The sequence below is a fragment of the Paramicrobacterium chengjingii genome, from assembly GCF_011751765.2.
Taxonomy (GTDB): Bacteria; Actinomycetota; Actinomycetes; order Actinomycetales; family Microbacteriaceae; genus Paramicrobacterium; species Paramicrobacterium chengjingii.
The window spans coordinates 1,832,371-1,849,392 of sequence record NZ_CP061169.1 but is presented as its reverse complement, the minus strand read 5'-3'; the positions used below and the strand labels follow the sequence as shown (position 1 = coordinate 1,849,392).

The 17,022-nt window shown below is 60.4% G+C and carries 18 protein-coding genes, 1 tRNA gene and 1 pseudogene; 13 read left to right on the top strand and 7 right to left on the bottom strand.

All coding sequences use genetic code 11. The features are described from left to right. Positions 1-32: 32 nt before the first annotated feature. The 8 genes from obgE to HCR76_RS09000 all read left to right on the top strand — a co-directional run bounded on the left by obgE (position 33) and on the right by HCR76_RS09000 (position 6,110). A complete protein-coding gene (obgE, locus tag HCR76_RS09035) occupies positions 33-1,544 on the top strand; it encodes a GTPase ObgE (protein ID WP_166990166.1) in 1,512 nt (503 codons plus the stop codon). After that, a complete protein-coding gene (gene proB / locus HCR76_RS09030) occupies positions 1,544-2,332 on the top strand; it encodes a glutamate 5-kinase (protein WP_166990164.1) in 789 nt (262 codons plus the stop codon). The genes obgE and proB overlap by 1 nt, the downstream gene beginning before the upstream one ends. 22 nt (positions 2,333-2,354) lie before the next feature. Beyond that, a complete protein-coding gene (locus tag HCR76_RS09025) occupies positions 2,355-3,620 on the top strand; it encodes a glutamate-5-semialdehyde dehydrogenase (RefSeq protein WP_166990162.1) in 1,266 nt (421 codons plus the stop codon). A gap of 48 nt (positions 3,621-3,668) precedes the next feature. Further along, complete coding sequence (locus HCR76_RS09020) at positions 3,669-3,887, top strand: hypothetical protein (protein ID WP_166990160.1); 219 nt, start codon at positions 3,669-3,671, stop codon at positions 3,885-3,887. A gap of 18 nt (positions 3,888-3,905) precedes the next feature. Then, complete coding sequence (gene nadD / locus HCR76_RS09015) at positions 3,906-4,505, top strand: nicotinate-nucleotide adenylyltransferase (protein ID WP_166990158.1); 600 nt, start codon at positions 3,906-3,908, stop codon at positions 4,503-4,505. Then, positions 4,502-5,563 (top strand): hypothetical protein, encoded by a 1,062-nt coding sequence (locus HCR76_RS09010; RefSeq protein WP_166990156.1) that lies wholly within the window; start codon positions 4,502-4,504, stop codon positions 5,561-5,563. Before nadD ends, HCR76_RS09010 begins: the two co-directional genes overlap by 4 nt. A gap of 28 nt (positions 5,564-5,591) precedes the next feature. Further along, positions 5,592-5,960: a ribosome silencing factor gene (gene rsfS / locus HCR76_RS09005; protein ID WP_166990154.1), complete on the top strand. Its 369-nt coding sequence runs from the start codon at positions 5,592-5,594 to the stop codon at positions 5,958-5,960. A gap of 74 nt (positions 5,961-6,034) precedes the next feature. Next, positions 6,035-6,110 (top strand) — tRNA-Ala (locus HCR76_RS09000). A 51-nt stretch (positions 6,111-6,161) separates the two neighbouring features. On the opposite strand, the gene HCR76_RS08995 is transcribed toward HCR76_RS09000, so the two are convergent. After that, positions 6,162-6,305, bottom strand: coding sequence for a hypothetical protein (locus tag HCR76_RS08995; protein WP_166990152.1), 144 nt, complete (start codon positions 6,303-6,305; stop codon positions 6,162-6,164). A 116-nt stretch (positions 6,306-6,421) separates the two neighbouring features. On the opposite strand from HCR76_RS08995, the pseudogene HCR76_RS08990 reads away from it, so the two are divergent. Both HCR76_RS08990 and HCR76_RS08985 read left to right on the top strand, forming a co-directional pair. After that, positions 6,422-6,869: pseudogene (locus tag HCR76_RS08990) on the top strand (transposase); the annotation flags it as partial. Between the two features lie 35 nt (positions 6,870-6,904). Next, positions 6,905-8,017 carry a proline racemase family protein gene (locus HCR76_RS08985; RefSeq protein WP_166990150.1) on the top strand — a complete coding sequence of 371 codons (1,113 nt, stop codon included), beginning with the start codon at positions 6,905-6,907 and terminating at the stop codon, positions 8,015-8,017. A 137-nt stretch (positions 8,018-8,154) separates the two neighbouring features. Here HCR76_RS08985 and HCR76_RS08980 read toward each other — a convergent pair whose 3' ends face one another. After that, positions 8,155-8,391, bottom strand: coding sequence for a hypothetical protein (locus HCR76_RS08980; protein ID WP_166990148.1), 237 nt, complete (start codon positions 8,389-8,391; stop codon positions 8,155-8,157). Between the two features lie 92 nt (positions 8,392-8,483). Then, positions 8,484-9,419, bottom strand: coding sequence for a LysR family transcriptional regulator (locus HCR76_RS08975; RefSeq protein WP_166990146.1), 936 nt, complete (start codon positions 9,417-9,419; stop codon positions 8,484-8,486). Between the two features lie 77 nt (positions 9,420-9,496). Between HCR76_RS08975 and HCR76_RS08970 the strand changes: the two genes are divergently transcribed. From HCR76_RS08970 to HCR76_RS08960, 3 genes are all read left to right on the top strand, one after another. Further along, entirely contained in the window at positions 9,497-11,230 is a 1,734-nt protein-coding gene (locus HCR76_RS08970) for an L-aspartate oxidase (protein ID WP_166990144.1), read from the top strand. Between the two features lie 116 nt (positions 11,231-11,346). Beyond that, the gene (locus HCR76_RS08965; protein ID WP_166990142.1) at positions 11,347-12,615 is read left to right on the top strand and encodes an anthranilate synthase component I family protein; all 1,269 of its coding nucleotides are present in this window, start codon (positions 11,347-11,349) and stop codon (positions 12,613-12,615) included. Between the two features lie 117 nt (positions 12,616-12,732). Next, the gene (locus HCR76_RS08960) at positions 12,733-13,059 is read left to right on the top strand and encodes a YchJ family protein (RefSeq protein ID WP_342357062.1); all 327 of its coding nucleotides are present in this window, start codon (positions 12,733-12,735) and stop codon (positions 13,057-13,059) included. Positions 13,060-13,070: 11 nt separating this feature from the next. On the opposite strand, the gene HCR76_RS08955 is transcribed toward HCR76_RS08960, so the two are convergent. Genes HCR76_RS08955 through HCR76_RS08940 form a run of 4 tightly spaced genes read right to left on the bottom strand, consistent with a single transcriptional unit; the run spans position 13,071 to position 17,001 of the window. Continuing rightward, a complete protein-coding gene (locus tag HCR76_RS08955) occupies positions 13,071-14,120 on the bottom strand; it encodes an FUSC family protein (RefSeq protein ID WP_166990138.1) in 1,050 nt (349 codons plus the stop codon). Further along, positions 14,117-15,250 carry a winged helix DNA-binding domain-containing protein gene (locus HCR76_RS08950; protein WP_166990136.1) on the bottom strand — a complete coding sequence of 378 codons (1,134 nt, stop codon included), beginning with the start codon at positions 15,248-15,250 and terminating at the stop codon, positions 14,117-14,119. The genes HCR76_RS08955 and HCR76_RS08950 overlap by 4 nt, the downstream gene beginning before the upstream one ends. 28 nt (positions 15,251-15,278) lie before the next feature. Beyond that, positions 15,279-16,304, bottom strand: a complete 1,026-nt coding sequence (locus tag HCR76_RS08945) for an App1 family protein phosphatidate phosphatase (RefSeq protein ID WP_166990134.1) — start codon at positions 16,302-16,304, stop codon at positions 15,279-15,281. Continuing rightward, positions 16,276-17,001, bottom strand: coding sequence for a DedA family protein (locus tag HCR76_RS08940; RefSeq protein ID WP_166990132.1), 726 nt, complete (start codon positions 16,999-17,001; stop codon positions 16,276-16,278). Before HCR76_RS08940 ends, HCR76_RS08945 begins: the two co-directional genes overlap by 29 nt. Positions 17,002-17,022: the final 21 nt, after the last annotated feature.

Here is a 17,022-nt window from a genome sequence, read left to right as displayed (position 1 = left end):
CGATTGAAGCGGAAGAACTCGAGGAGGACACCGTGGCGACATTCGTCGATCGCGTGACACTGCACGTGAGCGCGGGCAAGGGTGGCAACGGTTGTGTCTCGGTGCGCCGCGAGAAGTTTAAGCCGTTGGCCGGGCCAGACGGCGGAAACGGCGGAAACGGCGGCGACATCGTTCTCCTCGCCGATCCGCAGGTGACGACGCTGTTGCCGTACCACCGTTCGCCGCATCGCACCTCTGAAAATGGCGGGTTTGGTATGGGTGATCATCGTCACGGCTCGGCCGGCGAAGAACTCGTGCTGCCCGTTCCTGTCGGCACCGTGGTCAAGGATGAGAACGGGGAGACGCTGATCGATCTGACGGAGCCCGGAACCCGGTTTGTCATTGCCGAAGGCGGTTATGGCGGACTGGGAAACTCGGTTTTGGCATCGACGAAGCGCAAGGCTCCAGGTTTCGCTCTTCTTGGAACCCCCGGTCAATCGGGAGACATCAATCTTGAGCTCAAGACGATCGCCGACGTCGCATTCGTCGGCTTTCCGTCAGCGGGAAAGTCGAGCCTCATCGCAGCGATTTCTGCGGCGAAGCCTAAGATCGCTGATTACCCTTTCACGACGCTGCACCCCAATCTTGGGGTCGTCCAGGCTGGGCAGCATCGGTACACCGTTGCCGACGTGCCCGGCCTCATTGAAGGTGCTAGCGAGGGCAAGGGCCTTGGACTCGAATTCCTAAGACACGTCGAACGCTGTGCGGCATTGTTGCATGTCATCGATTGCGCAACTCTGGAGCCCGGCCGTGACCCGTTGACCGATCTTGACGTGATTGAGCAGGAGCTCGCTGCATATCCTGTTCCCGAGGGGCAAATTCCGCTGTTGGAGCGTCCACAGCTTGTCGCACTTAACAAGGTGGACGTGCCGGAGGCGCGGGAGCTCGCCGAATTTGTTCGTCCCGAGCTTGAAGAGCGAGGATACCGAGTTTTCGAGATCTCGACAGCGAGCCATGAGGGGCTCCGGTCCCTCACGTTCGCGCTCGGTGCGCTAGTTCAGGAGCATCGCGACAGCGTGAGCGATCTCGAGGACCAATCACCGCGTATCGTCATGACACCGAAACCTGTGAATCGGAAACCGTTCGACATTCTGGTGGAAGGCGGGACCTACGGCAACGTCTATCGGATCCTGGGAACGAAGCCTGAACGGTGGGTGCAGCAGACGGACTTCACAAACGACGAAGCCGTCGGTTACCTCGCCGACCGGATCGCAAAGATCGGCATCGAGGACGCACTTTTCAAGGCCGGAGCGGTGGCGGGCTCGACCGTCGTCATCGGGCCAGGTAAGGGTGTCGTATTCGATTGGGAGCCAACTCTGACCTCGACAGCCGAGCTTCTGGCGTCCCCTCGCGGCACTGATGCACGCTTTGATCAGAATGTGCGCCCGACGCGGGAGCAGCGCCGTGACGCGTACTACGACCGGATGGATGCGAAGTCAGAAGCACGAGAGCAGCTCGAAAGCGAGCGTGAGGCTGGACTGTGGTCTGAGGACGAGCAGGACTAATGATCACATCGCAGGAGGAGATCAGCAGTGCTCGTCGCATTGTTGTGAAAGTAGGATCGTCGTCGATCAGCGGGGTCAACAGCGGGCAGGTCGAGCCGCTCGTCAATGCCTTGGCGACGGTGCATTCCGACGGCACCGAGGTGATTCTCGTTTCTTCTGGCGCCATCGCCACCGGTATGCCGTATCTGGGTCTTGAGAGCCGGCCTGAAGACCTCGCTACGCAACAGGCGGCTGCTGCCGTCGGACAAAACGTGCTCGTATATCGGTATCAGGACAGCCTAGACCGTTACGGGATCGTCTCGGGTCAGGTTCTTCTGACGGCCGGGGACCTTGACGATCCGAATTCGCGCAGCAACGCGAAGCGGGCGATGGAACGGCTGTTGAGCCTGAGAATCCTTCCGATTGTCAATGAAAACGATACGGTCGCGACGCACGAGATCCGATTCGGAGACAACGATCGTCTTGCAGCGCTCGTCGCGACTCTCATCGGTGCCGAGGCCATGGTGCTGCTGAGCGACGTCGATGCAATTTACACGCGCCCACCGGAGATTCCTGGAGCGGAACGCATTCGTGTGGTTGCGCCAGGAGACCAGCTGGCCGGCGTTGAGTTCGGTGAGGCTGCGCGTGCCGGTGTTGGAACGGGTGGTGCCTCGACGAAGGTCTCTGCGGCTCGGCTCGCAGCGAGTCGCGGCACAGGCGTGCTCGTCACATCCGCTTCGCAAATCGGTGAGGCGCTACGCGGCGCCGAGGTGGGCACGTGGTTCACGCCACAATCCGATGTGAGCTGATTCTCACCGCTAGAATCGGACCATGATCAAAGCCACCTCTGCCAACACCGTGCGCGAGCGGCTTGAGGCGGTTCGATACGCCTCGAGAGCACTCGCCATCACGACGGGCGCGGAGCGTGTAGCTGCTCTCGAAGCGATTGCTGTCGCTCTGGAGCGAGACTCAGGTGCGATACTGAGCGCGAACGAGAAAGACCTCGCAACGGGCCGAGAGAACGGGCTTGCCGAGGGTCTTCTCGACAGACTGACGCTGACCGCTGACCGCATCGTGGAGCTTTCCGCCGCCGTCCGAGAGATCGCCGCCTTAGTCGATCCTCTGGGGCAAGTTGTTCGCGGTAGCACCTTGGCGAATGGGGTTCGAATCGAACAAGTTCGAGTTCCATTCGGAGTCGTGGGTGCAATCTACGAAGCGCGACCGAATGTCACCGTTGACATCGCCGCGCTTGCCTTGCGTAGCGGAAACGCCGTTGTGCTGCGCGGCGGATCTGCAGCTCTTGCCAGCAATACTCAGCTTGCCGCAACACTCCGCGGCGCGATCGAGAGCACCGGCTTGCCCGCCGATTGCATTCAGACGATCGATGATTTCGGACGCGAAGGTGCCACAGAGCTCATGCGTTCACGCGGCCTCGTCGATGTGCTCATTCCCCGAGGAAGCGCCCGTCTCATCGAGACTGTGGTCGCTGATTCGACGGTTCCCGTGATCGAAACGGGAGCTGGCATCGTGCACGTGTACGTGGATGCCGACGCCGACACGTCGATGGCGGTCTCGGTTGTACTCAATGCCAAAACACACAGGCCAAGTGTCTGCAATGCCGCAGAAACAGTGCTCATTCACCGAGATGCAGTTTCTCGCGTTCTCACTGCGTTGTTGGATGCACTTCGTCAGGCTGGTGTCAGTGTGCGCGGCGACGCCGAGGCTCAGGGTCTCTCAGCGGATGTCGAGCCGGCAGCTGTCGATGAGTGGGCAACGGAACATCTAAATCTGACGCTGGGATTGCATATCGTTGGCACGCTTGACGAAGCGATTGACCACATTGCCGAGTACTCCACGCACCATACAGAATCGATCGTGACGAACAACGTCCGAAACGCAGAGATATTTCTCGCTCGCGTGGATTCCGCCGTTGTCATGGTGAATGCGTCCACACGATTTACTGACGGCGGTGTCTTCGGATTCGGAGCCGAAGTGGGTATCTCCACACAGAAACTCCATGCACGCGGCCCGATGGGAGTCACCGAACTAACGAGCACGAAGTGGCTCGTGCGCGGTGACGGCCAAGTCCGCGACTGACCTGTAGACTTGTCGTGGCGGCGATGAGCCGCAAGAAATGGAGTGAACATGTCGTTTGCGGCGATCCTGATGGCCGAGTCCGAGCACGTGGTGAACGAGCTGCCGATCCCAAGCTTCATGTTCGGTGTGTTTGCACTTATCGTCTTCCTATTCCTCGGCGTCATCACGTTCACGTACCGAGACGTCGCAAATCGGCACAGTCACAAGACCGGCTCCGCACCAACAGCGCACACCTACGACACTCCAGACACTGACTCCCAGCACTAAGCACGGTATGAACCCGTGATGACAGCCTCCGCAACCCGTCCGCGAATCGGTGTGATGGGCGGCACCTTCGATCCTATTCACCATGGGCACTTAGTCGCTGCCAGTGAAGTCGCGCATTCGTATGGTTTGGACGAGGTGGTCTTCGTCCCGACGGGCGAGCCATGGCAGAAATCCCACGTCAGTCAGAGTGAACACCGGTACCTGATGACGGTCATTGCAACGGCCGCGAACCCTCAATTCACGGTCAGCCGCGTTGACATCGACCGAACAGGCCAGACTTACACGATCGACACACTGAGAGATCTGAAGGCTCAACGGCCCGACGCCGACCTCTTTTTCATCACAGGCGCCGATGCGATCGCGCAGATCTTCAGCTGGAAGGAACACTCGGAGCTGTTTTCGCTGGCGCATTTCGTCGCTGTGAGTCGTCCGGGACATACCTTGAACATTTCTGGATTGCCAACGGAGCACGTAAGCTTGTTGGAAGTTCCGGCACTTGCGATCTCGTCGACGGATTGCCGAAGCCGGGTCAGCAGGGGGCATCCCGTGTGGTATCTGGTTCCGGATGGTGTCGTGCAGTACATCACGAAATATCATCTGTATCGGAGTAGTGAATGACGTCGTTTTCAGACGAGCAGCCACTCTCACGGCGACAACGACGCGAGAGGCAGCGAGCACAGCAGGCGCACGACAGCGTTCTGCAATCGAAGTCTGCCCCCGAAGGGGAAGCGTCGGAGGCCCCAGCTGAGCCTGACTCGGCAGAAAAGGCGAAGGACTCGCCTCCAGCACCTATCCCCTCGGCCGCAGCGAAAGAGCGCGTTGATTCACAGGAGCAGGATCGTCAGGGTGAGAGCGAGTCAGCCCATGACGATCGGCCGCTGACGCGTCGAGAGCTCCGTGCCCTCCGCGCTGAGACGGGAATGACCGCGGTCGTTTCGCCATCAGAAGATGCTGATGCCGACAATGAACGTACACCAGCGGCGAAGGCAGCCACTTCGACAGCAAGTAACGAGGAGCAAACGTCACAGAAGCCCAAGGGCTCGAAACTCGGCTTCGGACGTAAGAAGGCCGACGCAAAGAACAAAAAGAACAGTTCGACTGAAGCTCAGAAACCTGGGTCGGACTCGTCAGCGCCCACGGACGCAAAAAAGTCGGACCCTGCCACGGAACCCGCTGACGACGAGCCAAAGGTGTCATCAGCGTTCGGTGCCGGTGAACGGAACAAGGAAAGTTCTCCACAGGGAGCCGCGAAGGCGTTCGATACCCTTGTAGCACCTGAAGCCCGCGGGTCAGATGTCTTTACGACATCAAGCGTGCTCATTTTGCCGGGGGCTCAAAGCAGGCAGACTAGAACTCCCGCACCGGGAACGGGCGAGATCATGGTGACAGGATCCGTTGATCTTCCGAAGTCGAAGGCTCGCGACCGCGAGTCAAATGCAGACCACTCGGAGATCGACTCAGGCAGCGATAATAGCCAGGAATCACCTGCTACTGCTGGCACTCCCGTCTCTGCAACGCGTGCTGTCAGCACGCATGCGGTGACCCGCGACGTCATTACTCCACCGACGAAGGCATCAAGTTCGAAGCTCCTGATGATCCTGGCGATCACCGCAGGCGTGCTCTGCGTAGCTGTCATCGGCGTCGTGATCGCTGGATTGATGACTGGGCAGTTCTGACAACCGAGAGAAAGAATACGAAAACCACGTGACAGCTACTGACGATTCACGCGCACAGGTTCAGCTCGCCGCCATTGCGGCCATCGGCGCAGGCGCCGAAGATCTCGTGGCGCTCGACGTATCGCAGCCATTACCTTTCGCCGACGCCTTTCTGATCATGTCTGGACGCAGCGAGCGCAACGTCAGTGCAATTGCGGATGCTGTCGAAGACAAGCTCAGCGAAGCAGGACCACGTGTTAAGCGTCGCGAAGGTCAGGCAGAGGGTCGATGGGCTCTCATCGACTTCGGCGACCTCGTTGTGCACGTATTCCATCCGGAGGAGCGCGATTACTATTCGCTTGAACGCCTCTGGAAGGACTGTCCCGTCATTCCGCTCGAAGAAGCTCTCGTACGCTAAATTGCGAGTGAACGTCGATTTCTGATCACACTCAAGCGTGTAGTAGAGTGTGGGAGTTGCTTCGGCGACATTCTGGGTCTGTGGCGCAGCTGGTAGCGCACCTGCATGGCATGCAGGGGGTCAGGGGTTCGAGTCCCCTCAGATCCACCATTGTCTTGAGTCGGGACATAGATGACGTCTGAGTCCCGACATAGTTGACACTTATGAGGAGGAGCCTGGCCATCGGCCGGGCTCTTTTTCGTTGTTGCGCCAGTAGCTTCTGGTGGGGTTGATGGTGTTGGTTGCGAGGATCTCGCCGGTGTCGAGGTGGATAACGGTGACGGTGGTGTCGTCGGCGAGAAGCATGACGCGTTTGTCGCGGTGAACCGTCCCGGGTTTGATGCCGCTTCCTTTCGAGTTGAAAGGATGGCGTTATGCTAAAGAAGATTGATTAGGCGCTCAGGGATCGAGTTGACCGGCTCGTGCTCGAGCACCGGGCCGAGTAGCACTCGAACGCGAAGGCGATCGCTGCAGTCGCCCGACAGGTAGGTGTCGGCGCGGAATCGTTGCGCCGATGGGTCGTCCAAGCCGAGATCGATGCCGGGACCCGCGACGGGCAAACCAGCGAAGAGCAGGCCGAGATCCGCCGGCTCAAGGCCGAGAACAAGCGGCTTCGTGAGGACGTCGCGATCCTGAGAGCAGCGACGACTTTCTTCGCGGGGGAACTCGACCCCCGCGACCGCTGATGATGGGATTCATCGACCAGATGAGGGCCGAGGGGCACGCGGCGAGTCGATCATTCGCGTCCTGCGAGAGCAGGGTGTGAAGATCGCCGCGCGCACCTACAGGGCCTGCCGTCACCATCGTGTCGCCCTGCGGACGGTGACCGATGCGGTCGTCGAAGATGCCGTGCGTGATGGAGAGATCCGATGCGGGTAACGTGTGCGTAGAAAAGGAGGATGACCATGGCAGACTCGACCGCGACGGCTACTGGTGCCACAACAAAGGAAGACCGTATGATCAATCTTGAAATCGTCGACGCTGAGGCCGGCGGCGATATCGGACGCGTCATCGTCGCAGGTTTTGAGACACCACCAGGAGAGTCCATCGCCGAACGAGCCGAATACATGCGAGAAAATGCCGACTGGCTGCGCCGCACATTGATTCAACCACCTATCGGAGAACTATCGCAGAGCATCAACCTGGTCCTTCCACCATCGAACGAGGAAGCCGATATCGGTGTGATCACCATGGGGACGATGGGCTATCCAGGCTTCTCCGGGTCGAACGCGATGTGCACCATCGCAGTTTTGGCAAGCGAGGGCCTCATTGACATGAGTGCCGACGAGGTGAATATCCGGCTGGAGACGCCCGTCGGGATCACAGCCCTGACGGTATGCGTCGAAGACGGTTCCGTAAAATCTGTCCAGTACGCCGCACCCGTTGCCTATGCTGAACCGGAGGAGCGGACCGCAACGCTTCCCACGTGGGGAGCCGTCACATACACATTGGCCTACAGCGGTGTCTCATACGTTGTTGTCGACGCCACGACAGTGGACCTCCATCCCACAGCCGATTCGGCAGAGGCAATACGCAGGCTCTTCGGTGAGTTGTTCGCGGAGATCGATTCGACCACGATTCTCGATCACCCTTCACTGGGAGCGATGCCGAAGCTCACTCTCGGCCTGCTCGCCGACGGGTCGGAAACACAGCATTATGCGACCGCAGGCCAATCAACCCCTCTCGCTGTCTACATGGCTGGTGGGGTGATCTGCAGTGGGCCGACCGGAACCGGCACCTCAGCGCTGCTTGCTTGGCTCGCCAATCGCAAACTGATCTGGCCCAACTCTCAGATCTGTGCAATCTCTCCGGGTGGACACACCTTCATCGGTGACTATACGCGTGATACGACGGTTGGTCCTCGTTCTGCGATCCACACCACGATCACCGGTTCGCCACGGGTTCTCAAACGCGACACCATCACCATCGAGAGACCTGGAGAAGGTTCCTCATTCGGGGGGATTGCCACGAGAGAACGGCATTCCCGATCGAGGACGCACGGTAAGAATCGAGGATAGCGCGGCTCGTCAAGATCGGATCTGCGCGTCTTCTAAAATGATGGCCATGTATGGCTCCTCGGCTGCGGCCGCAGCCGCTGTCACCAAGACGCTCCGCTAGCGGCGGGGCGATTCATCGGTGCGCGCATGGCTGACGCTCACCAGCCTCGCAACGCTCCCTCCTCATCAACCCGCTCGCTGCCAACTGGCGGCGTCACTCCTTCACCCAAGCCCCGACGAATCCAATTCCGCAGAGTCGATTCATCGATCCCCAACAAAGCATCCACCTCGACCCGGGCACTGCGCTGAGAGAAATCTCCCTCAGCCATCCGATCCTGATACATCCGCACCGCGCGAGCCTGGAACTCCGCGTCATACTTCTTCGCTGCAGGCATGATCGAATTCTCTCCTTGTTAGACCACACCATCTTGCAAACCCCGGCCGATCCACTCTGCCGTCGATGATCGTGGCATGGGGCATCCGCTCGTCATCGGTCGACGAGAGTCATGGTGCTCGGGGCTCGTTCGACGAGGTCACGCCCCGTATCGGCAATCACCGTGCGCATCGCTTCTGCCGCTCGGGTCGGATTGACATCGGCCCGGCGGGCCAGGCTGATAGTCCGCGTCAATTGGGGCGACGAGAGTCGAACTGAGCGTAATGTCGGCCGATCGAGCAGAACCATAGCTGGGACGATGGCGACCCCGAGGCCCCGCTCGACGAACCGAAGCACGGCGTCCATTTCTGCGCCTTCTACCACGATGCGAGGGATGACGGCGGCGGAGCGGAAAGCGAGATCTGTCACGGCTCGCAGGTCGTAACTTTCGTGGAACGCGATTAGCGGCAGTCGCGCGAGTTGCTGCAGATCGATACCTGGCTTGGCCGCAATGGCGGGCTTCGCCGCAGATGACACAACAACTAGTTCCTCTGTGAGCAGTGGCGTGTGTGAAAGCGCCGAACCATTGTCTTGCGACCCGTCCGTTCCCGTGATCAGTGCCATGTCGAGAGCGCCGCCGGCCAGCTTCTCAATGAGCAGATGTGATCCACCCTCGGTGAGCTCGAGGTCAATACCGGGATGCTCCGCATGGAAGGCGTTCAGGGCCTCGGCGACGAGACTGATACAGAGGGTCGGCGTCGCTCCGAGGCGAACGCGGCCACGCTGCAGCCCAGCAAGTTCACCCATTTCGCTTCTGACAGCATCAGCATCCGCCAACATGCGCTTCGCCCTCGGCAAGAGCGTCTCTCCAGCGGCTGTGAGAGCAATATGTCCGCGTGCTCGGTGAAAGAGTTCTGTGCCAAGTTCTCGCTCGAGCGACGAGATCTGTCTGCTGAGTGAGGGCTGAGCCAGATGCAGATGCTCTGCGGCCCGCGTGAAGTGCCCAAGGCGGGCGATCTCAACAAACCCCTGCAGTTGCTCTAAATTCATGACGATAGCTTATCCGTATCGTAATGAGAAAAAGAATGCATTGGAGGTACTGGAAGTTCACTCGTAGCGTGGGATGCATGAGCACAAGCACACGCGAACGACAGATTTCCACAACTGTTCTGATTGTCGGCACGGGCGGCTCCGGCCTTCGCGCCGCCATCGAGGTGGCAGAGCGAGGAGTCGATGTGCTGGCGATCGGCAAACGGCCGCGAAACGACGCACACACCTCTCTCGCAGCGGGTGGCATCAACGCCGCGCTAGGAACGATGGACGTCGAAGACAGCTGGCAGCAGCACGCAGCGGACACCATCACTGAGAGCTACCTTCTCGCGAACCCGCACACTGTCGAGGTCGTTACACGCGGTGCTGAGCGCGGTATCCGTGACCTTGAGCGGTGGGGGATGAACTTCGCTCGCGAGCACGACGGGAGCATTTCGCAACGGTTCTTCGGTGCGCATACCTTTCGGCGCACGGCGTTCGCCGGCGATTACACGGGACTCGAGATTCAGCGCACGTTGGTTCGGCGCGCTGAACAGTTGGATGTGCCGATCCTGGACTACGTCTATATCACCCGCATCCTCGTTCGTGACAACGTCGTCTTCGGGGCGTATGGATTCGATCAGAGAGACGGTACGCGGTACCTGATTCACGCGGATGCTGTCATTCTCGCAGCCGGTGGCCACACGCGCATCTGGCGTCGAACGTCGTCACGTCGCGACGAGAACACCGGGGACTCATTTCGACTCGCGGTCGAAGCCGGCGCACGCCTGCGCGACGCAGAGCTCGTGCAGTTCCATCCCTCAGGCATCATCGAGCCCGAAAACGCGGCCGGAACACTCATCTCTGAAGCGGCACGCGGCGAGGGCGGCATCCTGCGAAATGCGCACGGCGAGCGATTCATGTCGGAATACGACCCTAAGCGGATGGAGCTCTCCACCCGCGACCGCGTGGCGTTGGCTGCCTACACCGAGATCACGGACGGCAGGGGGACCGAAAACGGGGGAGTGTGGCTGGATGTCTCGCATCTCCCGCGAGAGACGATTATGAGCCGACTGCCGAGGGTGTACCAAACTATGTTGGAGCTGCAGATGCTCGACATCACAACAGATCCGATCGAGATTGCTCCGACAGCGCACTATTCCATGGGCGGCGTCTGGGTTCGACCCGAGGATCACAGCACCGGTGTCGATGGGCTATACGCGATCGGCGAAGCTTCCAGCGGGTTGCACGGGGCAAACCGGCTCGGTGGCAACTCACTGATTGAACTGCTCGTGTACGGGCGTCTCGTCGGCCAGAACGCCATTGAGCATTCCGTCGGCCTGAATGCTCAGCGTCGCTCGGCGTCGGCCATCTCTGAGGCGCGTAGAGAGATCGATGATCTGCTTGTCGCCGACGGGCGGGAAAACGTCCGTGCCCTGCAACGAGCGATTCGCAACACCATGACAGAGCGCGCTGGGGTCGTCCGATCCGAGGAGGGCCTTCGTTCCGGTCTCGCTGAGCTCGACCTGATCGATGACCGGATGAACGACGTGGGGATCCACCCCGACATCGCTGGGTTCCAAGACCTCGCTCACGCATTCGATCTGAAAGCCTCGGCACTCGCCGCGCGCGCCACCCTGGAGTCAGCGCTGGAGCGTCGCGAGAGCCGCGGATGCCACAATCGCAGTGATTTCCCGGAACTCGACGCGGCATTGCAGGTCAACCTCGTCTGGTCACCGACAGGCGTGACGCGAGAGGAGGTTCCTCAGGCATCGGCCGAGATCACAGCTCTGATGCGTGACGTCTCGTCTGAGGGCAAACTCGTGGAATGACGCGGTGCACTCGCCGTCCGTGGCAAGAGCACGAGCAAGGAGTTGGCGATCCCAGACGGCATAATGGGAGGCGGCTGTCGCGTCGACGACAGACGTCGCGCAGAAGGAGCGTCACCATGGCAGGGGTGCGGCAGCTTGCAGCGACAGGGCACGTCGATTCCGGCGTTCTGTACGATGCTCTGGTCGGCGAGAGCCGGTACGGCTTCTGGTTGACGACTAGGAGCTCCGGCGGCACAGTCTGCTCGATCGGCATCGGTGACCCTGACAGTGTCGTAGACACTGAGTTGCGTGCCGCCTCCCGGAGCGAAACCGCGAATCACCGCTTCGTCGGCGGATGGATCGGGTGGCGTGGATACGAGACTGAATCGTCGGCCTGGTTGCGCGTAGACCGTTACGTGAGCGTTGACCATTCGTCGGGTGACATCTGGGCGCATGCGCCAGGGGACGAGATCACCGTCTGGCTTCAGGAGGTTCGACAGGCTCTTCGTATGCATGTGCCAGACGCGCACCGGTCAATGACGCCGGAGAGAAGAGCGGCGCGGGCTCGGCACAGCCCGGATGAGTACGAGTCGATGATCGAATCTGCTCTCGAATCAATCAGAGCTGGCGATGCGTATCAACTGTGCCTGACGACACGATTCACCGTAGAGGGGTCGTTCGATCCGCGCGTCGTGCATGCCGAGATGCGCCGGGCGGGCGCTCCGTACACCGCGTTGATCAGGGCGGGAGAGCGAGCGCTTGTGGCATCGTCGCCCGAGCAGTTTCTGCAGCTGACAGCATCCGGAAATATTTCGACCAGCCCGATCAAAGGCACGCGTCCGCGTGGGACGGACGCCGAGACGGACTCCGCGCTCGCTATGGAGCTCACCACCGATGCGAAGGAGCGAGCAGAGAACCTGATGATCGTCGACCTGATGCGCAACGATCTGAGTCGCGTGTGTGAGCGCGGAAGCGTTGAGGTCACACGGCTCTTCGACCTGGAGTCCCACGCTCACGTGCATCAGCTTGTGAGTCAGGTGACGGGGCGCATCGCCCGTGGCAGATCTGCCGCGGACGTTGTCGATTCCACGTTCCCCGCGGGCTCGATGACGGGCGCACCGAAGGAACGAGCAATGGAACTTCTTTCCGCGCTTGAAGGTGCACCTCGCGGCGCATACTCAGGATGCTTCGGGTGGATCGGGGATGACGGGGCGGTGGAACTGGCAATGACAATTCGCAGTGTCGTCATCGAGGCATTCAGAGCCTACGTCGGTGCAGGAGGTGGCTTGACGATCGACTCTCGCCCAGACTTCGAGATCGAAGAGGTCGTGGTAAAGGCCAGCGCGCCTCTCGCCGCACTCGGTGCCGACGTTCCTGATGCGTGGAGCAGGAGGAAGAGGCGGTAGCCTCAGCGAAGAATTGATTCACGGAGGCTTGAGTACGGTATGTATCCGATTGTGAGAGACAACGATCGCTGTCCCTGCGGCAGCGGAGACATATTTAGCGGATGCTGCGCTCCTATCGTGGCTGGTGAAACCTCGGCGCCGACAGCCGTGCAGCTGATGCGGTCGCGTTTCACCGCGTTTGCACTCGGTAACACGGAACATCTTCTTCGCACCTGGCATTCATCAACGCGTCCGGGCACACTGACGCTTGACGCGGGAACGTTCTGGACGCGTCTCGATATTTTCGGTGTGACAGGCGGCGGCCCGTTCGACGACGAGGGGACCGTGCATTTCATGGCGCAGTATCGGTCGGCAAACGGGCGAGGTCGGCAGGAAGAAAACAGTCGGTTCGTTCGCGAGAACGGGCGCTGGTACTACGTCGATGGTGAGGCACCCGCGTCGTGACCACGACGGGACTAATCGTCGAGATCGTCTTCTGACTGAATGAGAAGCTCTTCGCGAATGCGCCGGAGATCTTCCATGAGCGACCCGATCAGCACCCAATGTGTGGACTGTGGTGGCTTGACCTGCAGCGGTGCCGTGAGAGCGGGGAACTCACTGGTCATTGGCTCGGGATCGGGGATGGACGGGCGCATGATGAGGCGAAGATCGTGGGCGGCACGTGTCAACTGGTCGGCAATCGCCGTCAGCGTTGGCTCGTCGTAGAGGGTCTCGTCGTAATGGTCGCGGAAAGCTCGCGTCATTCCGATCACGCGAGTGACGACGGGCCCGAACTTGTCGGTAACGTCGTGGAGCTCCTTGAGTTCATCTCTGTGTGCCGACCGGCGAGGATTCAGCGACAGAGAGTCCTCGCCTTCTTCGATCGCCTCCACTGCTGCATCCTTCATCGGACGAAGCAAGCGGGCCTCAATCATGAGTCGTTCGCGATCGGCAGTCGACTGCGGTTCGCTCAACGCTGTGGCGAGACGAGCAAGGGTTGCCGCCAGTTCGTTGCCCAGCAGTATGACGTTCTCACGTACGGGCGCGATCAGAACCGGTGGCACAATGACAATGTTCACGATGAACCCGATGGCTGCGCCGATGAGCGTCTCGACGATGCGATCCATCGCGTACTCGGGTGACGATGCACCGAGGGCGAGCACCAGCATGGCGCTGATGGCCACCTGATTCGACGTTCCCGTCGTCATGCGCAGCGCCCAAGAAAGAAGCACGGCGACGATGATCGCGAGCATGACCACCCACGTGTACGGCCCGAACGCAAGACTCAGCAATGTGGCAATCACGACACCGGAAATAACCCCGACACTTCGTTCAATCGCCTTGCCGAACGACTGATTGACACTGGGCTGCACCACCAAAAGTGAAGCGATGGCGGCGAAGATCGGGAGCTCAACAGGAAGAATGAGGACGGCGACAACCCAGGCGAGAACCGCAGCAACCGATGTCTTCACAACCTGAAGAAGCGGAGTGCGTTTCGCGGCCTGGATGCGCCGGGTGAATTTCATAGCTTCAGACTAATGGGCAGGTGCACCGAAACCTGTTTGCCTGTGACTCGAGCGAGCTCCCGTGCAGCCGTGTGTATGCCCCGTTCGGTGTGCGCGGAAAGGCGCGCAAAGGGCTGCACGTGAACTGTGTAGTGCGGCGTGGCCTTTGACCATGTTCCGACGACGGATGCACCAGAGCACACAGTCGGCCGAAACATTCCGTTTTTCCCGGGCACAATCTCGTCGATCGCATGGGCCGGTACGGCGAAACCACGGTCAGCGTAGCCCGTCATGAACTCGTCGAATCCAGGAAGCATCCGAACGCGTGGTCGTTGACTCGTTGCACTGAGGATGCGCTCAGTTTCCCGGCTTGCCGTCATCCACTGGGCGCCTCCTGGTGTGAGCACGGTGACAAGTTGGTCTGCGAGAGTCAGACGAGCTTCTCTGATGATCGAAAGCGGCAAACCGAACCAGCGGACAGCATCTGATTCGGAGACTGGCCCGTGGCCGGCGACATAGCGCTTCAGCATGCGAACCAGAAAGTGATCGAGGTCGAGCTCTGGGGTTGCCGCGACGTGTGCGCCCAACCATGATTCTGTGTGCACGATGAGCTGCTGATCACCACGAAAGGGCCCGTGGCAGATCAGCCCGCGAGTGCACAGCTGATAGATGAGGTGCGAGATGATTTCGCGTGCAGGGTTGCCTCCGTAGGATCGCGCGACGATCTCGCGAAGCTCAGCGCGGCTCAGGGGGCCGGACTCACGGAGGGCGTCGGCCACGACATCGATGACGCGACCGATTGCGGAATCAGTGATGCCAAGGGTGCGTGCCTGCCCTGCCATTCCGCTCAGCACACGCTTCTGGGTAATCTGTGTCATCGGCAGAAGATCTTCTGCCTTCAGCACGTGAAGGGTGCCTCGCATGGGCCACCCACGCACAAGAGCGCCCTCGTCGAAGTGCCGATGGGTGTCGTGAACCGTGGTGCGGCTCGCCCGAAGGGCAAGCGAGATCAAGACGCCAGGCAGGTCCTGACCCTGCAGAGCGCCGAGGCGTTCGACGACGCCCTGCACCGTAAGGATGCCCTCGCCGCCGAGGCCTAGCGATTGCCATCGAGCACGACGAACCTGTGCTGCGGTGAGCTGTACGGTCATGACCCGAGCGTATCGCTGTCATCTGACGTCAGTCGCTGATGACCTTGTCGAGCTCGCTCAGGAGGCCGGCTCCGTCGGGCGCGTACACCCACGTGTGCCCGGCATCGTGCTGTTCATGATTCGAGCGACCGCCGGCGAGCACAGCCTCCCCGGGAGAGAGTTGACGGATCGCGACTGCCGAGACATTCTCGGGAAGCTCCGAGGCAAAGTCCGAGTACAGTTCTTCGTCATGCTGACCGTCATCGCCGACAAGTATCCATTTGACATTCGGAAATTCCGCGGCGAGACGGCGAAGGTTCTCCTGTTTGTGAGCCCGACCGCTTCGAAAAATGCGGTCGTGAGTCGGACCCCAATCGGTGAGAAGAAGTGCGCCGGGCGGGTACAAATGCCGCGAGAGGAATCTGCGGAGCGTCGGTGCGACGTTCCACGCACCCGTCGACAGGTAAATGACAGGGCTCCCCCCTTGGATGCGCGAGAGCCGGTCGAGAAGCACGGCCATGCCTGGAACAGGAGTGCGAGCGTGCTCGTCGAGAACAAACGTGTTCCACGCAGCGACGAACGGTCGCGGCAGCGCAGTCACCATCACGGTGTCATCGATATCTGAGATCACGCCGATGCGCGTTGCCGGGTCGACGATATACACATCGCTCGTGACCGGGTCAGAACCCTGAGCCGACATTCGGATGGTCTGCCACCCCGGTGGGAGTTCGGCAGAGATTACCGCGTCGATCACCCCACCCCGATCGGCGACAACCTCGTACTGTCGTCCAGCGATCTCGACGGTGGCGGTGCTGGACACAACGGGGATGCTGGTGAAACTACGCCAGCCGCGGGTGCGACTCGTTGCCTCGTCTTCACGATTGGGATGCGTATAGAGCACACGTCCGAGCACGCGAACCCAACTCGTCGAGCCGTATCCGGTGTACGTGACGGCTGTGGGTTTCAGACCGCGCCGAACGGCTCGTCTGGCACGCCATGCCAAGAATGCATCGTCAAGCCGGGCTGCACGATGAATGCGCCGAGGCTCAGGCGGACTCATCTCTGTGCGGGGCATCAGTCAATCCTGTCACGTTGTTGTCCTGGCTGCGATCCGGGCTTGGCTCAGGAGTTTGGGATCGCGTCATATGTCGCCGCTCGATGCGATGCAGAATCTTCTTGACAGCCCACACGACAAGCAAGAAAACAGCGATGATGGCGACGAATACATAGCCGGCGAAGTGCAGGCGTTCAGAGAGTTCTCGATAGGTCTCGGCAGCAGCTGATCCCACAGAAACATACGCACCCGTCCAGATGAGGCAGGCCGGGATCGTCCACGCGAGGAAGCGGCGATACGTCATCGGACTCATACCCACGGTTACTGGAATCAGTGAATGCAGAACCGGGAGGAACCGGGAAAGAAAGACTGCGATGCCGCCACGACGCTCGAGATAGCGTTCTGCTCGCTGCCAATTGTGCTCACCGATCCTCCGACCGAGTCGGGAGCGACGAATACGGTCGCCAAAATATCGCCCGAGAGCAAAGCCGATGCTTTCGCCCGCGATGGCACCGACGACGACAGCGCAGTACATCGCGATAAATTCGAGGGGAGTGTCTACACCGGTGCCCGCAACAATGACGATCGAGTCACCCGGAACGATGAGCCCGATGAGAATGCTCGTTTCGAGCAAGATGCCCACCCCGGCAATGAGAGTGCGCAGAACGGGATCCACGCTCTGAACAGCATCAAGAATGCTGTCGAGAATCTCATTCACCCTGTGAGCCTAAACCACATG

Bases quoted from the DNA above. Each gene is read 5' to 3' on its own strand.
- nadD (WP_166990158.1), top strand. From the start codon at position 3,906: ATGACAGCCTCCGCAACCCGTCCGCGAATCGGTGTGATGGGCGGCACC.
- HCR76_RS08970 (WP_166990144.1), top strand. From the start codon at position 9,497: ATGAGCACAAGCACACGCGAACGACAGATTTCCACAACTGTTCTGATT.
- HCR76_RS09025 (WP_166990162.1), top strand. From the start codon at position 2,355: ATGATCAAAGCCACCTCTGCCAACACCGTGCGCGAGCGGCTTGAGGCG.
- HCR76_RS08955 (WP_166990138.1), bottom strand. From the start codon at position 14,120: ATGAAATTCACCCGGCGCATCCAGGCCGCGAAACGCACTCCGCTTCTT.
- HCR76_RS09020 (WP_166990160.1), top strand. From the start codon at position 3,669: ATGTCGTTTGCGGCGATCCTGATGGCCGAGTCCGAGCACGTGGTGAAC.
- HCR76_RS09010 (WP_166990156.1), top strand. From the start codon at position 4,502: ATGACGTCGTTTTCAGACGAGCAGCCACTCTCACGGCGACAACGACGC.
- HCR76_RS08945 (WP_166990134.1), bottom strand. From the start codon at position 16,304: ATGCCCCGCACAGAGATGAGTCCGCCTGAGCCTCGGCGCATTCATCGT.
- HCR76_RS08980 (WP_166990148.1), bottom strand. From the start codon at position 8,391: ATGCCTGCAGCGAAGAAGTATGACGCGGAGTTCCAGGCTCGCGCGGTG.
- HCR76_RS08950 (WP_166990136.1), bottom strand. From the start codon at position 15,250: ATGACCGTACAGCTCACCGCAGCACAGGTTCGTCGTGCTCGATGGCAA.
- HCR76_RS08975 (WP_166990146.1), bottom strand. From the start codon at position 9,419: ATGAATTTAGAGCAACTGCAGGGGTTTGTTGAGATCGCCCGCCTTGGG.
- HCR76_RS08985 (WP_166990150.1), top strand. From the start codon at position 6,905: ATGGCAGACTCGACCGCGACGGCTACTGGTGCCACAACAAAGGAAGAC.
- proB (WP_166990164.1), top strand. From the start codon at position 1,544: ATGATCACATCGCAGGAGGAGATCAGCAGTGCTCGTCGCATTGTTGTG.
- HCR76_RS08965 (WP_166990142.1), top strand. From the start codon at position 11,347: ATGGCAGGGGTGCGGCAGCTTGCAGCGACAGGGCACGTCGATTCCGGC.
- HCR76_RS08995 (WP_166990152.1), bottom strand. From the start codon at position 6,305: ATGCTTCTCGCCGACGACACCACCGTCACCGTTATCCACCTCGACACC.